Source organism: Lutibacter profundi (genome assembly GCF_001543325.1).
Lineage (GTDB): Bacteria > Bacteroidota > Bacteroidia > Flavobacteriales > Flavobacteriaceae > Lutibacter > Lutibacter profundi.
This window is the reverse complement of sequence record NZ_CP013355.1, coordinates 99,749-114,907: the sequence shown is the minus strand read 5'-3', so window position 1 is coordinate 114,907 and position 15,159 is coordinate 99,749. Positions and strand designations below refer to the sequence as shown.

The following is a 15,159-nucleotide window of genomic DNA, read 5'->3' as shown; positions in this document are numbered from 1 at the left end:
AAACAGTTAGAATATCAACTATTTTTAGGCTATTTCTTTAGACTAAAGCTGTCAAACCCGTAATCTCGTTCTACTTTACTTATTCTAACCTTAAATTTTTCATACCAAATACTTCTCCCCTTTTCTCTTGCTTCTGCGTGGTCAACATTCATTTTCCAATTTTTAATTGCTTCTAAACTATCCCAGTAAGAAACAGTTATCCCTATTTCATTTTTAGCAGATTCCATTCCTAAAAAACCTTCCTGTTGTTGGGCTAATTCAATCATTTTATCTGATATTTCGCTATAACTCACATCTTCCTTAGCTCTAATTGACGAAAATATTACAGCATAATAAGGTGGTTTTGGCGTATTTGCAATCATATTATAAAAATAAAATTCTGTACTTTTGCATCCGATAAATGTACAAGAATGAGCGCACAAAAAAAAGTTGCATTTTACACATTGGGATGTAAATTAAATTTTTCAGAAACTTCAACCATTGCTCGAAACTTTCAGAGCGAAGGGTTTAATCGTGTTGAATTTGATGAAAAGGCCGATATTTATGTTATAAATACATGTTCAGTAACTGACAATGCGGACAAACGTTTTAAAACAATTGTAAGGTCAGCTTTAAAACAAAATGAAAACGCATTTTTAATTGCTATAGGCTGTTATGCTCAATTAAAACCTGAAGAATTAGCAGCTGTTGACGGTGTAGATATGGTGTTAGGAGCCACAGAAAAATTTAAGGTAACTGATTATATAAATGACCTCTCAAAAAATGAGATGGGTGAAGTTCACTCATGTGAAATTGAAGAAGCTGATTTTTACGTTGGGTCTTACTCTGTTGGAGATAGAACACGCGCTTTTTTAAAAGTTCAAGATGGATGCGATTATAAATGTACATACTGTACAATTCCATTAGCTAGAGGTATTTCACGTAGTGATACTTTAGAGAATGTTCTAAAAAATGCCAAAGAAATTTCAGAAAAAGGTATTAAAGAAATTGTACTAACAGGTGTAAACATAGGAGATTATGGCAAGGGTGAGTTTGGAAATAAAAAACACGAACATACCTTTTTTGAGTTAGTACAAGCGTTAGATAAGGTTAAGGGCATTCATCGGTTACGAATTTCTTCCATAGAACCAAATTTACTTACTAACAAAACTATAAATTTTGTTGCACAATCTAATAGTTTTGTCCCTCATTTTCATATCCCTTTACAAAGTGGTAGCAATAAATTATTAAAGAAAATGAAGCGTCGTTATCTAAGAGAAACTTATGATAACAGGGTTGAAACTATTAAAAAAGTAATGCCTAACGCATGTATAGGTGTTGATGTAATCATTGGGTTTCCGGGTGAAACAGACGAACTTTTTTTAGAAACCTATAATTACCTTAACGAGTTGGATATTTCGTATTTACATGTTTTTACCTATTCAGAAAGACCAAATACTGAGGCTGTTGAAATGGCTGAAATTGTTCCTCAAAAAGTTAGAAATAAACGCAGTAAAATGTTGCGTGGTTTATCCGTAAAAAAACGTAGAGCTTTTTATGAAAGTCAGTTAGGAAATAAATTAACAGTGCTGTTTGAAAACGAAAATAAAGAAGGGTTTATTCATGGGTTTACAGAAAATTATGTGAAGGTAAAAACCCCTTGGAATCCAGCCTTGGTAAATACACTTCAACATATAAAGTTAACTGAAATTGATGAAGATGGAATTGTTCGTTTTAACTGGATAGACGTTCCTACTTATGCTTAATTTAATTAATGAAAAAAACTAAAATTCATATTTATTTTGTTCCAGGTTTAGCTGCAAGCTCTAAAATTTTTGAGTTTTTAAAATTCTCTGAAACTGACTTTGAACTCCATTTTTTGGAATGGTTAATTCCACTCTCAGAACATGAATCTATACAAGATTATGCTAAAAGAATGACAGACTCAATAACCAACAGTAATCCTGTTATTGTAGGTGTTTCTTTTGGAGGTATTATTGCACAAGAAATGAGTAAGCATTTAAATCCTAAAAAAGTAATTATTATTTCAAGTGTTAAAACTTCAAATGAATTGCCTAAAAGATTAAAAATTATTCAAAAAACGAAGGCATACAAACTATTTCCAACAAAAGTAATTACAAATATTGAAGAATTTACAATATATGCTTTTGGTAAAAAAGCAAAAACTAAAGTTGAACTCTATAAAAAATACTTATCTGTTAGAAATAGTAATTACTTGAATTGGGCCATTTACAATGTTTTGCATTGGAACCAAACTAAACCCATAGAGAATTTACTACATATTCATGGTACTAACGACAATATTTTCCCCATCAAACATATTAAAAATTGTGTTGAAATCAAAAATGGTACTCATGTTATGATACTTAACAAAGCAAAAATAATTAGTAAAATAATTGCTGATTCTCTTTTGCTGTTAAAATAGCATACTTTTTTATCTAAAATCCAAAATAAATTGTAATTTACATCAACAAATACCTTATGTTATGAATAATTTAGTTAAAATTTTAGGTTTAGTTGCCATTATAATGATAAGTTCATTATTAATTTTTGCAAGAGAAACAAAAACGATAAAAGAAAGCAACAAAATAAATGAAAGTGACAAAAACACTAGTGAAACTTATCAAATTAGAGCCTTAAAAGTACCCTTAAATCTTGAATTTGCAGGAGAACATGTACCTATAGAAAAAGCTGATATTAAAGAACGTATTGACCGAGAATTATTGGTAAATACCTATTGGCAATCTAATGGATTACTCCTTTTTAAAAGAACTCACAAATACTTTCCTATTATTGAACCTATTTTAGCAAAAAATGGTATTCCAAATGACTTTAAATATTTAGCCGTTATAGAAAGTGGATTACAAAATGTAACTTCTCCTGCTGGTGCCAAAGGATTTTGGCAAATTATGAAAGGTACTGGTAGAGAAAACGGATTAGAAATTAATGAGAATATTGATGAACGTTACCATTTAGAAAAAGCAACACAAGCAGCTTGTGATTATCTAAAAAAAGCCAAAGAGCGTTTTGGAAGTTGGACAATGGCCGCTGCGGCCTACAATGCTGGAATAAGAGGTGTCGCTAAAAAAATTGAAGCACAAAAAGTGACTGATTATTACGATTTACTTCTGGGAGAAGAAACACAACGTTATGTTCCTAGAATGGTTGCTTTAAAAGAAATATTAACAAACCCTACAAAATATGGTTTCCTTTTTGATACAGAGGATTTGTATAAACTAACTCCTACAAAAATTATTGAAGTTGATACTGTAATTTCTAATATTGCTGTTTTTTCTAAAAAATTAGGAATCAATTATAAAGTTTTAAAACTACACAACCCTTGGTTACGTGAAAATAAATTAAATAATAAATCAAGAAAATTGTATCAACTAAAAATTCCTATTGAAAACTAATATGAAACGAACATAACAAATTTTGATACACAAAGGAATGATTAATAGCGAACAGCAACTGTTTACCCCTAAAAAATAAAATTTATAGATGAAAATGACGTTAACAACAATTATTATTTTAAGTATCATAGGTTTATTAGCAGGAATTTTAAGTGGATTGGTAGGCATTGGTGGTGGAATTATTATGGTTCCCCTATTTATTTTGTTTTTAGGTTTAACACAGCATAATGCGCAAGGATTAAGTTTAGCCGTTATGCTGCCTCCTGTTACTTTTTTTGCCGTTTACAACTATCATACTGCTGGTGAAGGCGGAAATATAGATTGGAGAATAGCTTTACTTGTGGCTGTTTTATTTATGATTGGTGGTTTTTTAGGTTCAAAAATTGCGCTACAAATTGACCAAAGGATGTTAAAAAAGATTTTTGGTGTTATGATGTTAATTGTAGCCATTAAATTAATATTTACAAAATAGAAACTCTTAAATCTTAAAATATTATTTAATTTAATAACAAATAGCAATATCTTTTTCAATAAATAATTAAGGTTCCATAATTTATTACTATTTTTCGAATCTTAAAAATACTAAATGAATTTTACAAACCCTTTAGTGTACGGAGTACCTTTCTTCTTAGCGCTTATTTTACTTGAATATACCTATAGTAAAAGTCACAATAATAAAAAACTATATCATTTGAAAGACTTAGGCTCAAGTCTATTTATGGGTGTTGGCTCTGCTATAATTGCTCCACTAATTAAAACTATTTCAGCAATTGTTATATTTAATTTTATTTTTGAAATATTTAATCCAGAAATTAATGGTGTAAGAACAAATATTATGGGATGGGAATCTTTCGGCTATGCTTGGTATATTTGGATAGCTTGTCAAATTTTAGATGATTTTACCTATTATTGGTTCCATAGACAGAATCATATGGTACGCTTTTTATGGGCTGCTCATATTGTTCATCATTCATCCGATAATTATAATTTAGGTACTGCTGTTAGAAATGGTTGGTTTACAATTTTATATAAACCTTTGTTTTATATGTGGATTCCTGCATTAGGTTTTAGACCTGAAATGGTTGTTGTATGTTTAGGTATAGAAGCTTTATGGCAATTTCAACTACATACAAAGTATATTCCAAAAATGGGATTCATTGAAAAAATATTTAATACACACACAATGCATCAAGTTCATCACGCAAAAAATGTGGAGTATATGGATAAGAACCATGGCGGTTTTTTGAATATTTTCGATAAAATATTTGGTTCTTGGAAAGAATTAGATGAAACAGTTGCTATAGAATATGGTGTTACTCACGCCCCAGATTCATATAACCCTTGGGTAATACTAACACATGAATACAAAGATATTTGGAATGACACTAAAAAATCAAAAAATTGGTATCATAAATTTATGTATATTTTTGGCCCTCCTGGCTGGAGTCATGATAATAGTACACAAACAGTAAAACAAATGCAGTTAGCATTGAAAAAATAGTATCTTTGCCTAATGGGATTAACAAATAATGATATTTTTAAAAAATTACGTGTTGCACTAAAATTACGAGATGATGATATTGTAAAAATATGTGCTTTGGTAGATTTTAAAATTTCTAAAAGTGAGCTAGGAGCTTTTTTTAGAAAGGAAGACCACCCAAAATATATGGAATGTGGAGATCAAATATTACGAAATTTTTTAAACGGATTGGTAATACATTTACGTGGTCCAATGCCAAAAAAAGAAGATAAACAACTTCCTGCTAAAAAATAAATTTTGAAGAAAATGAAGAACTTACTTCGTTAAATTCATTCACAATTTCTTGTACAATTACACTTACTGGTTTAATTTCGTGAATTAACCCTGCAACCTGTCCAATTTCAAGTTCACCATTTTTTATATCTCCCTCAAACATTCCTTTTTTAGCTCTTGCTCTTCCCAACTTTTCTTTCAACTGTTCAACAGTTGGGTTTTGTTGATATAAATCATGTAATTCATTGTAAAATTGATTTTTAATCAATCTAACAGGTGCTAATTCTTTCAATGTTAATTGTGTATCACCATCTTGGGTTTTAACAACTTCTTCTTTAAAATTAATATGAGAAGATGCCTCATTACTTGCAACAAATCTACTTCCTATTTGAACTCCATCAGCACCTAAAACCATAGCAGCCAACATACCTCTTCCGGTTGCAATACCACCTGCTGCAATCACAGGAATTTTTAGTTTCTCTTTTACCATAGGAATTAATGTGAACGTAGTGGTTTCTTCTCGCCCGTTATGCCCACCGGCTTCAAAACCTTCAGCAACAACTGCATCAACACCGGCTAATTCAGATTTTACAGCAAATTTTACACTACTTACTACATGTACAACAATAATACCTTTTTCTTTTAAAAAAGAAGTCCATGTTTTTGGATTTCCTGCTGAAGTAAATACAATTTCAACTCCTTCATCAATAATAATTTGCATAATTTCCTCAATGTTAGGGTATAGCATTGGAACATTAACTCCAAAAGGTTTATTGGTTGCTTTTTTGCACTTTTGAATATGCTCTTTTAAAATCTCAGGATACATAGACCCTGCTCCAATTAATCCTAAACCACCTGCATTACTTACTGCAGAAGCAAGTTTCCAACCACTATTCCAAATCATTCCTCCTTGAATGATTGGAAATTTAATATCAAAAAGTTTCGTAATACGATTTGTCATTTAATTTTTTATCAATTTTAGTGTTTCTATTTTGTTATCTCCCTTTATTTGAACTAGGTAAATACCACTAGATAAATAAGACACATCAACCACAGGAGCATTTTGTTGAATATTTTTTTGAAATACTTTTTTCCCTAATAAATTATATATATTAACTTCAATTTTTTCAATATTTCTTGGAAATTTAAAATTGATGCTACTATTTGTTGGATTGGGAAACAATGTAAACTCTATAGTTTCATTCATATCAATATCAAGAACATTATATACTGTTTCGAAATTTGGAATACCATATCCCTCCTGAGCGGTAGGGCTTGCATATAAATGTGATGATTCTTTAACAAGCTGAATTATTTCAGTATTTGTCTTATCTGGAAATGCCTGCCATAAACAAGCAATAACTCCGGTTGCTATTGGAGAAGCAAAAGACGTTCCGTTAGAGGTAGCAGTAACACCTGAAGAATTTATTATATAAACATTGGCTCCTTGAGTACAAATATCAGGTTTTATTCTACCATCAGGTGTTGGCCCAAATGAACTAAAACTAGCAATTACACCTAAAGCATCTACGGCTCCAATACTTAAAACCGAAGTGGCATCAGCAGGTGCACTAATATATTTCCATGAACTACTTCCCTCATTACCCGCAGCGTTTACTACAATCATTCCACGTGAAAAAGCAATTTCTGCTCCTCTAGAAATAAAAGTAGTTTGCCCATCCATATCGCTATATGAATGATTATAATTCGAATTGTCAAAAGTTGTATATCCTAATGACGTATTTATAACATCAACACCCAAACTATCAGCTCTTTCTGCAGCTTCAACCCACAAACTTTCTTCAAGTGGAGTTTCATTTAAATAATCTTCTGAAATAAATAAATAAAATTTAGCATCAGGTGCAGTACCTATAAATTCATTGTCAATATAGCCAGCAATTGTTGAAAGTACTGCCATACCGTGATAATGCCCTGTATAAAAATTGGTGCTTCTATTTACAAAATCGTATCCGCCTAAAATTTGATTATTATCACGAATTCGTTGAAAAGCAGTAAAGTTATCTACATTAGGAAATCCAGCATCAATAACGGCTATTTGTATTCCTTCTCCTGTAAAATTATTTTGATGTAACACATCTCCTTTCAACATCTGAATTTGATTGGATGCATTCCCATAATTAAAATCTGATTTAAAATCTAAACTCTTTTTCTTTTGAGTAATTATTTTGTTTACAACTTCTTTACCACTAGTATTTAATAATTTATTAGCATATTCAATTTGTGCAACAAAACTTAAATTTAATAGATTATTAATGTCACTTTGAAGCCCTTGTACATGTATGGCGTTTAGCCATTTAGATTTTGCCTTTACACTAATACCTGTAGTATTTTGAACTTGGGTAATGTAAGATGCTTCAACTGGTATATCTTTAAAATCTATTGGTATATTGTATCGCGTTCTTCTATCTAAAGCTCTCTGTGTGAGCATTGTTAAAGGTGCTGAAACAAATGATACTTCACTGGGCTTATCACTAAAATAAACCCAAGCATCCTCTACCTGAGCAACTAATTTTACCAGTGAAAAAAATAAAAAAAATAAGAGTAATTTTATTTTCACATTAATTTATTTGGGATTACATACTCAAAATTACTGATTTTAATTGAATCTTTTCACTTTAAAAGTGTTAAAGGTTAAGCTATTACACCTGACCCCAATAATTCATCATCAATATACCAAGCAACAAATTGTCCTTCGGTTATGGCAGATTGATTGCTCTCAAATTGGACATACATACCTTTTTCAACTTTGTACAATGTAGCCCTTTCTAATTTTTGACGATAACGAATGCGGCTTTTGACTTCCATGGTCTCGCCATTTTTTAGTGTTAAATCTTTTCGAATCCAATGTATTTCTTCATTGGTTATAAACAATACTTTTCTGTATAATCCTTTATGACTTTTACCTTCTCCAACATAAATAACATTTTGTACAACATCAGTCTCAATTACAAATAGAGGTTCTTTCATTCCTCCAACTGCCAGTCCTTTACGCTGACCTTTTGTGAAATAATGTGCCCCTTGATGTTTCCCAACAACATCTCCATCAACTATATTGTAATTGTATTTAGTTGCAAAAAATGCCAATTCTTTTTCTTTAGTCTCAAAGGTTGGAATTTCCCTGTTATAAATTTTTGAATCACTTGGAATTTTAACAATCACACCTTCTTTTGGCTGTAATTTTTGTTGTAAAAATTCAGGTAATCGAACTTTTCCAATAAAACATAACCCTTGAGAATCTTTTTTTTCTGCTGTAATTAAATCTTGTTCTGCTGCTATTTTACGAACTTCAGGTTTTGTTAATTCACCAATTGGAAATAGAGCTTTTGATAATTGTTTTTGAGATAATTGGCATAAAAAATAGGATTGATCTTTATTCTTATCTAAACCTGCTAATAATTGAAAAACTGGCTTCCCATTAATTTCTTCTTCTCCTTTTCTACAATAGTGACCTGTTGCCACATAATCTGCTCCTAATTCTTCTGATATTTTTAAAAATACATCAAATTTAATTTCTCTATTACAAAGTACATCAGGGTTTGGTGTACGTCCCATTTCATATTCTCTAAACATATAATCTACAATACGCTCTTTGTATTGCTCACTTAAATCTACCACTTGAAAAGGGATTCCTAACTTATCAGCAACTAGCATTGCATCATTACTATCTTCTAACCAAGGGCATTCGTTTGAAATGGTTACAGAATCATCATGCCAATTTTTCATAAATAAGCCTATAACTTCATACCCTTGTTCTTTTAACAAATATGCAGCAACACTACTATCTACTCCGCCTGAAAGACCTACAATTACACGTTTCACTTTATGCTATTTTAGTTTGCGAAGTTACGGATAAGTTTTATGAAGGAAAAGTTAATTATACGGGGCATCAATTATTTTAATTATTTCTATACTTTTTAGTAATTTCAAAAATATGAGTTAAAATTTTCTGCTCTTTTTCATCAAATTCTATCTTTTTTCGTTGCATTACCAATTTAGCTGTTTCATTGGCTTTATTAATTTGATATGTTGAAAACCCTGCAGCTCCTCCCCAACTAAAAGAAGGAATGAAATTTCTAGGGAAATTACTTCCATAAATATTGGCGCTAATACCTACAACAGTTCCCGTATTAAACATTGTATTGATAGCGCATTTAGAATGATCGCCCATAATTAGGCCACAAAATTGTAATCCTGTTTTAGTAAAGCTCTCAGTTTCATAGTTCCACATTCTAACTTGGGCATAGTTATTTTTTAGGTTAGAGTTATTTGAATCTGCTCCAATATTACACCATTCACCTAATACAGAATCTCCTAAATAACCTTCATGTCCTTTATTTGAATATGCCATTAATACGGAATTTTTTACTTCACCTCCAACTGTACAATATGGACCAACGGTGGTTGCTCCATAAATTTTAGTTCCCATTTTAACTACAGCATTTTCTCCTAAACTAAAAGGGCCTCTAATTAAACTTCCTTCCATTACCTCTGTATTTTCACCTATATAAATGGGTCCTTTACTTGCATTTAAAACTGAAAAGGTAATTTTAGCTCCTTTCTCAATAAATATATTCTCTTTACTTAAACATTGAACACTATCAGGTATTGGTTGAGATTTTCTTCCTTTAGTTATTAATTCAAAATCATTTCTAATGGCTTTATCATTTAATGAAAATAAGTCCCAGGTATTTTTAATTTGAAATACCTCACTTATAAACTCAATTTGTTTGTATTTTTTAAAATCAACCTCATCTTGAGATTTTGTTGTATAAAATGCTATAATTTCATCATTTTTATAGATAGCCTGATTTTCTTTTAGTTCTAGAATTTGATTAACAAGTAATTTTGTTGGCAAAAAAGAAGCATTTATCATAATATTTTGCTCCATTTCAACCATTGGATACTTTTCTTCTAAATAATCTTCGGTAAGTGTAGATGTTGTATATCCCAATTGTTTTTCCCATTTCTCACGAATGGTAAGTATACCTATTCGTAAATCTGCAACTGGTTTTGTATACGTTAAAGGTAAAAGTGTATTACGAGTTGCCCCATCAAATAAAATATAATTCATTTTAATTGTAATTTACACAAAGGTACAGCAAGTTTTTTTCTTTCTCAAACGTAAAATAAAATTATAGTATACTATTTTTTCTTAAATAAGTATCTATATTATCTGCCGTATCATAACAAGCGCTAACTGTATTAATCTCGGAACAATAACGAGAATCAATTGTATGATTTTTACAACTAATGGCACTCATTTCAATTGCTTTAAAATTATTATCTATAGTAATACATTTACTATATAGTGTGGCAATTGTTTCGTTTGGCTGTAATTTAACGTTATTTTTTGTTAAAAATCCTTTTAAAAAGTTCTCAATAGCAAATTGTGAGTTTTTACATACTGAATAACTTACAATATCTTCAGCAGGTTTAAACATTTCTTCTTTGGCAATTTGAAGTTTCTTTGTCGCTTCTTTTAAAAAAGCATCTGATCTTGATTTCATCTGTTAATTTTTTAATTTTATGTTCTAAAAAAATAAAAGTGATTCCTTTAATGCAGTAAATTTTTACTGTAATTTTAACTAAAGATACAAAAAAGTGCCAAGTATTTTCTACTTGGCACTTCTAAATTTTAGAAATTATAAATTTTTATAAAGTTCCAAACGTTCCCACTGAGTGTCAACATTTTTTTGTGCCTGATTTAGTAATTCTTTGGCCACTTCTGCATTGTCTTTAACAACTCTTGTAAAACGAGTTTCAGAATACATAAAGTCTTCTAATGGTGCTGAAGGAGCTTTAGAATCTAATCTAAATTTCTTTCCTTTTTCTGCCAAAGGATTAAATCTAAACAATGGCCAATAACCTGTTTCAACGGCTTTTACTTGATGCTCTGCTCCATATCTTAAATCATATCCGTGATCACCACAATGTGAATAAGCAATAATTATTGATGTTCCTGGATAGGCTTCAGCTTCTTGAATTGCTTTTAGAGTTTGGTTATCTTTAGCTCCTATTGCTATTTGAGCCACATATACATTTCCATAAGATACAGCTTGTAAGCTCAAACTTTTTTTAGCTGTTTTTTTACCTCCTATTGAAAATTTAGCACTTGCTCCCATTTGGGTAGCTTTTGATGCCTGACCTCCTGTATTTGAATATATTTCGGTATCCATAACCAAAATATTTACATTTTCACCTGAAGCCAACACATGGTCTAAACCACCAAAACCTATATCATAAGCCCAACCATCACCTCCAAATATCCAAACCGATTTTTTACGCAAATATTCTGAAAGGTTTCTCAGTTTTTTAGCTTCTTTAGTTTCAATTGTATCTAAAATAGCATTAAGCTCTTCAATATCTTTTAATTTTTCTTCTTTTTGAGCTTCATTTTCTTCAGTATTATCAATAATTTTATTGACTAAAGTACTTCCTATTTTACTTTCCAAAGATTTTAATAGCTCAAAAGTTATCTCTTGTTTTTTTGTCAATGCTAAACGCATACCTAAACCATATTCAGCATTGTCTTCAAATAGTGAATTTGCCCAAGCAGGTCCTCTTCCAAACTTATTTGTTGTATAAGGTGTTGTAGGTAAATTTCCTCCATAAATTGAAGAACAACCAGTTGCATTAGCAACAATCATATTATCTCCATATAGCTGAGTTACCAATTTTATGTATGGTGTTTCTCCACAACCAGGACAAGCTCCTGAAAATTCAAACAATGGTTCTAAAAATTGTGATCCTTTTACTGTAGATATTTTTAATTCTTTTCTATCATAATCAGGTAAATCAATAAAGAAATCCCAATTTTCATCTTCAACCTTTTCAACGTCTAATTTTCTAGACATGTTTATTGCAAAAATACCTTCTACTTCTTTACTCTCTGCTGGGCAAACTTCTACACATAAATCGCAACCTGTACAGTCTTCAGGAGAAACTTGTAAAATATAACTTTCTGTTTCACTATTAAATGGTCTACCTTTTGCAGGTACATGTTTTAATCCTGCTGGAGCATCAGTTAGCATATCATTAGGTACTACTTTGGCTCTAATTGCAGCATGTGGACAAATACTTACACATTTATTACATTGTGTACATAAATCTGCATCGTCCCAAACAGGAACATAATCTGCAATACCACGTTTTTCAAATTTGGTAGTTCCTGTAGGGAAAGTACCATCAGCAGTAAATGCACTTACAGGTAAAGAGTCTCCTTTTCCTGCTAAAATAGTTCCTAAAATTTCTGTAACAAACTCATCGGCACCTTCTTGCATCATTGGCTTGAGTTCATCATTATTGGTAGTATGACGAGGGTATTCTACTTTTTCTAAGTTTTCTAAAGATTTGTCGACAGCATTAAAGTTCATATTAACAACTTTTTCTCCTTTGTGAGAATAGGATTTAACAATGGCTGCTTTAATTTTTTTAATAGCCTCATCTTTAGGTAAAACTCCCGAAATAGCAAAGAAACAAGTTTGTAATACTGTATTTGTTCGTTTTCCTAAATTTACTTCATGAGCTACTTTTGTGGCATCAACTACATAAAAATCTATATTTCTATCAATAATTTTTTGTTGTAAAATACTTGGAAGCTCAGTCCAAACTTTATATTTTGAATAAGGTGAATTTAATAAAAATGTACCTCCTTCTTTTATATTATCTAAAACATCATACTTGTATATAAAATTAAATTGATGAACTGCAATAAAATTCGCTTTATCAACTAAATAAGATGCTGTTATTGGCTCTGGTCCAAAACGTAAATGAGATATTGTTTGCGCTCCTGCTTTTTTAGAATCATATACAAAATAACCTTGTACATAATTATCTGTAGTTTCACCAATAATTTTAATTGAATTTTTATTTGCTCCAACAGTACCATCAGACCCTAAGCCATAAAACATGCAGTTAAATGTATTTCTAGTAGTTTTAAATTCTGGATTATAATCTAAACTGGTATGAGTAACATCGTCATTAATACCAATTGTAAAGTGATTTTTTGGAGAATTATTTTCTAACTCATCATAAATACCTTTTACCATTGCAGGTGTAAATTCTTTTGAAGAAAGACCGTAACGACCTCCTATAATTGTTGGCATTGTTTCTCCCATTTCAACAAATGCACTAACTACATCAAGGTATAAAGGCTCTCCAATACTTCCTGGTTCTTTAGTTCTATCTAAAACAGCTACTTTTTTTACAGTTTTAGGTAATTCTTTTATAAAATGATAAATTGAGAATGGACGATATAAACGTACATACAAAGCTCCTACTTTTTCTCCATTTGCTACCATAGCTTCAACAGCTTCACCAACTGGACCTTCACCTGAACCCATAATAACAATTACTTTTTCAGCTTCAGGATGACCAACATAGTAAAACAAACTATATCTTCTTCCTGTTTGTTTGTAAAACTCATCCATAGTTTCTTGAACTATTTCAGGAACTTTCTGATAATATATATTTGATGCTTCACTTGCTTGAAAGAAAACATCAGGGTTTTGAGAAGTACCTCTAATAACAGGATTATCAGAATTTAATGAACGTTTTCTAAGTTTCATCACTTCTTCTTCTGGCATCATTGATGAAATTACCTCATCTGAAATAGCATCAATTTTAGTAATTTCATGTGAAGTTCTAAAACCATCAAATATATTTAAAAATGGAATTCTACTTTTGAAAGTAGCCACTTGAGAAATGAGTGCGAAATCATAAGCTTCTTGTCCAGTACCACCAAATAACATAGCAAAACCGGTAGCTCTTGTTGCCATTACATCAGAATGATCTCCAAAAATTGACAATGCATGTGTTGCAATTGTTCTTGCAGCTACATGAATTACAGTAGGTAATAATTCACCTGCCATTTTATACATATTTGGAATCATTAATAACAATCCTTGCGATGCCGTAAAAGTAGTAGTTACAGCTCCTCCTTGTAATGATCCGTGAACTGCACCTGAAGCACCTCCTTCACTTTGCATTTCAATTATTCGAGGAATATTTCCCCAAATATTTTGTTGTCCCTTTGCACTGTAAACTTCAGCATGCTCACCCATAGGTGATGCTGGTGTAATTGGATAAATTGCACAAACTTCATTTGTTTTGTGTGCCATTATAGCAACTGCTTCATTAGCATCACAAATTAATTTTTTTTTCTCTTCTTTCATCTTAACTTTGATATTTAACTATAATTATTTGTAAAATGGATAGCTACTATGGAATCATTCCACAAATCTTTATTATTCTACTATTCGATTTGACCCAGTAAAATTATAGTAATAAACTTATATTTATAATGATATATGTCAGCAAATTAGGAACCCTAATTTTAAAAAATTATTTTAACAAAACATATTTAATGAGTTAATAATAAGCATATTAAGGAATAAAAAAAATAAAATGTAAAAAGAACAGCATTAAGTTTTACATAAAAAAAGACTTTTAAATCTTCTATATTTCATACAAATAATTTAAATATTATTACTTCTTTTCCATGTATGAATATAAAAACATTCACATTAGTAAATGCAATTTATTACAATTTAAAACGATTATATGATGTATATACCCTAACTAAAAAAAAATTATAATGAAATCATATATAAAACTATCTTCTAAAATACTATTATTAACATTACTCTTAATTTCATGTACCAGTGAAGATAATAATTTACCTGTAGAAGCTAGTAATATTACGTATACGAATACTGTTAAGACAATTATTGATGTTAATTGCCTTAATTGCCATACAAGTCCACCAATAAATGGAGCTCTTATGCCTTTAATATCATACGACAATGTTAAAGAGGCGGTTCAAAACAGAAATTTAATTGGCAGGATTGAAGATGGTTCTATGCCATTAAATGGCTCATTATCTTCAACACAAATAAAAGCGATTAAAGATTGGCAAATAAGTGGACTACCAGAGTAAATTTAAACAATATTTTAATATTAATGTTGGCTTAG

Annotated in this window: 14 protein-coding genes; 7 read left to right on the top strand and 7 right to left on the bottom strand. The window is 30.5% G+C overall.

What is annotated here, in order from left to right; all coding sequences use genetic code 11:
• Nucleotides 1-29: 29 nt before the first annotated feature.
• Nucleotides 30-362, bottom strand: coding sequence for an antibiotic biosynthesis monooxygenase family protein (locus Lupro_RS00500; RefSeq protein ID WP_068205550.1), 333 nt, complete (start codon nt 360-362; stop codon nt 30-32).
• Nucleotides 363-410: 48 nt separating this feature from the next.
• Between Lupro_RS00500 and mtaB the strand changes: the two genes are divergently transcribed.
• The 6 genes from mtaB to Lupro_RS00470 all read left to right on the top strand — a co-directional run bounded on the left by mtaB (nt 411) and on the right by Lupro_RS00470 (nt 5,187).
• Nucleotides 411-1,745 (top strand): tRNA (N(6)-L-threonylcarbamoyladenosine(37)-C(2))-methylthiotransferase MtaB, encoded by a 1,335-nt coding sequence (mtaB, locus tag Lupro_RS00495; RefSeq protein ID WP_068205549.1) that lies wholly within the window; start codon nt 411-413, stop codon nt 1,743-1,745.
• 8 nt (nt 1,746-1,753) lie between these two features.
• Nucleotides 1,754-2,425 carry an alpha/beta hydrolase family protein gene (locus Lupro_RS00490; RefSeq protein WP_068205548.1) on the top strand — a complete coding sequence of 224 codons (672 nt, stop codon included), beginning with the start codon at nt 1,754-1,756 and terminating at the stop codon, nt 2,423-2,425.
• A gap of 61 nt (nt 2,426-2,486) precedes the next feature.
• Entirely contained in the window at nt 2,487-3,413 is a 927-nt protein-coding gene (locus tag Lupro_RS00485; protein WP_068205547.1) for a lytic transglycosylase domain-containing protein, read from the top strand.
• An 88-nt stretch (nt 3,414-3,501) separates the two neighbouring features.
• On the top strand, nt 3,502-3,885 hold the full coding sequence (locus Lupro_RS00480; protein ID WP_335339121.1) for a sulfite exporter TauE/SafE family protein: 384 nt from the start codon (nt 3,502-3,504) through the stop codon (nt 3,883-3,885).
• A gap of 114 nt (nt 3,886-3,999) precedes the next feature.
• The gene (locus tag Lupro_RS00475; protein WP_068205546.1) at nt 4,000-4,914 is read left to right on the top strand and encodes a sterol desaturase family protein; all 915 of its coding nucleotides are present in this window, start codon (nt 4,000-4,002) and stop codon (nt 4,912-4,914) included.
• Nucleotides 4,915-4,926: 12 nt separating this feature from the next.
• Complete coding sequence (locus Lupro_RS00470) at nt 4,927-5,187, top strand: DUF1456 family protein (RefSeq protein ID WP_068205545.1); 261 nt, start codon at nt 4,927-4,929, stop codon at nt 5,185-5,187.
• Here Lupro_RS00470 and Lupro_RS00465 read toward each other — a convergent pair.
• From Lupro_RS00465 to nifJ, 6 genes are all read right to left on the bottom strand, one after another.
• Nucleotides 5,177-6,127: an NAD(P)H-dependent flavin oxidoreductase gene (locus Lupro_RS00465; RefSeq protein WP_068205544.1), complete on the bottom strand. Its 951-nt coding sequence runs from the start codon at nt 6,125-6,127 to the stop codon at nt 5,177-5,179. The genes Lupro_RS00470 and Lupro_RS00465 overlap by 11 nt on opposite strands.
• A complete protein-coding gene (locus Lupro_RS00460; RefSeq protein WP_335339120.1) occupies nt 6,128-7,744 on the bottom strand; it encodes a S8 family serine peptidase in 1,617 nt (538 codons plus the stop codon). It lies immediately after the preceding gene.
• Nucleotides 7,745-7,818: 74 nt separating this feature from the next.
• A complete protein-coding gene (mnmA, locus tag Lupro_RS00455; protein WP_068205543.1) occupies nt 7,819-9,006 on the bottom strand; it encodes a tRNA 2-thiouridine(34) synthase MnmA in 1,188 nt (395 codons plus the stop codon).
• Nucleotides 9,007-9,082: 76 nt separating this feature from the next.
• The gene (locus Lupro_RS00450) at nt 9,083-10,258 is read right to left on the bottom strand and encodes a GlmU family protein (protein WP_068205542.1); all 1,176 of its coding nucleotides are present in this window, start codon (nt 10,256-10,258) and stop codon (nt 9,083-9,085) included.
• Between the two features lie 61 nt (nt 10,259-10,319).
• Entirely contained in the window at nt 10,320-10,694 is a 375-nt protein-coding gene (locus Lupro_RS00445; RefSeq protein ID WP_068205541.1) for a HEPN domain-containing protein, read from the bottom strand.
• A 135-nt stretch (nt 10,695-10,829) separates the two neighbouring features.
• A complete protein-coding gene (gene nifJ / locus Lupro_RS00440; protein WP_068205540.1) occupies nt 10,830-14,360 on the bottom strand; it encodes a pyruvate:ferredoxin (flavodoxin) oxidoreductase in 3,531 nt (1,176 codons plus the stop codon).
• Between the two features lie 422 nt (nt 14,361-14,782).
• On the opposite strand from nifJ, the gene Lupro_RS00435 reads away from it, so the two are divergent.
• A complete protein-coding gene (locus Lupro_RS00435) occupies nt 14,783-15,124 on the top strand; it encodes a hypothetical protein (protein ID WP_068205539.1) in 342 nt (113 codons plus the stop codon).
• Nucleotides 15,125-15,159 lie beyond the last annotated feature (35 nt).

Excerpts from the sequence above, each read along its gene's own strand:
- Lupro_RS00500 (WP_068205550.1), bottom strand. The coding sequence starts at position 362 with ATGATTGCAAATACGCCAAAACCACCTTATTATGCTGTAATATTTTCG.
- mtaB (WP_068205549.1), top strand. The coding sequence starts at position 411 with ATGAGCGCACAAAAAAAAGTTGCATTTTACACATTGGGATGTAAATTA.
- Lupro_RS00490 (WP_068205548.1), top strand. The coding sequence starts at position 1,754 with ATGAAAAAAACTAAAATTCATATTTATTTTGTTCCAGGTTTAGCTGCA.
- Lupro_RS00485 (WP_068205547.1), top strand. The coding sequence starts at position 2,487 with ATGAATAATTTAGTTAAAATTTTAGGTTTAGTTGCCATTATAATGATA.
- Lupro_RS00480 (WP_335339121.1), top strand. The coding sequence starts at position 3,502 with ATGAAAATGACGTTAACAACAATTATTATTTTAAGTATCATAGGTTTA.
- Lupro_RS00475 (WP_068205546.1), top strand. The coding sequence starts at position 4,000 with ATGAATTTTACAAACCCTTTAGTGTACGGAGTACCTTTCTTCTTAGCG.
- Lupro_RS00470 (WP_068205545.1), top strand. The coding sequence starts at position 4,927 with ATGGGATTAACAAATAATGATATTTTTAAAAAATTACGTGTTGCACTA.
- Lupro_RS00465 (WP_068205544.1), bottom strand. The coding sequence starts at position 6,127 with ATGACAAATCGTATTACGAAACTTTTTGATATTAAATTTCCAATCATT.
- Lupro_RS00450 (WP_068205542.1), bottom strand. The coding sequence starts at position 10,258 with ATGAATTATATTTTATTTGATGGGGCAACTCGTAATACACTTTTACCT.
- Lupro_RS00445 (WP_068205541.1), bottom strand. The coding sequence starts at position 10,694 with ATGAAATCAAGATCAGATGCTTTTTTAAAAGAAGCGACAAAGAAACTT.
- nifJ (WP_068205540.1), bottom strand. The coding sequence starts at position 14,360 with ATGAAAGAAGAGAAAAAAAAATTAATTTGTGATGCTAATGAAGCAGTT.
- Lupro_RS00435 (WP_068205539.1), top strand. The coding sequence starts at position 14,783 with ATGAAATCATATATAAAACTATCTTCTAAAATACTATTATTAACATTA.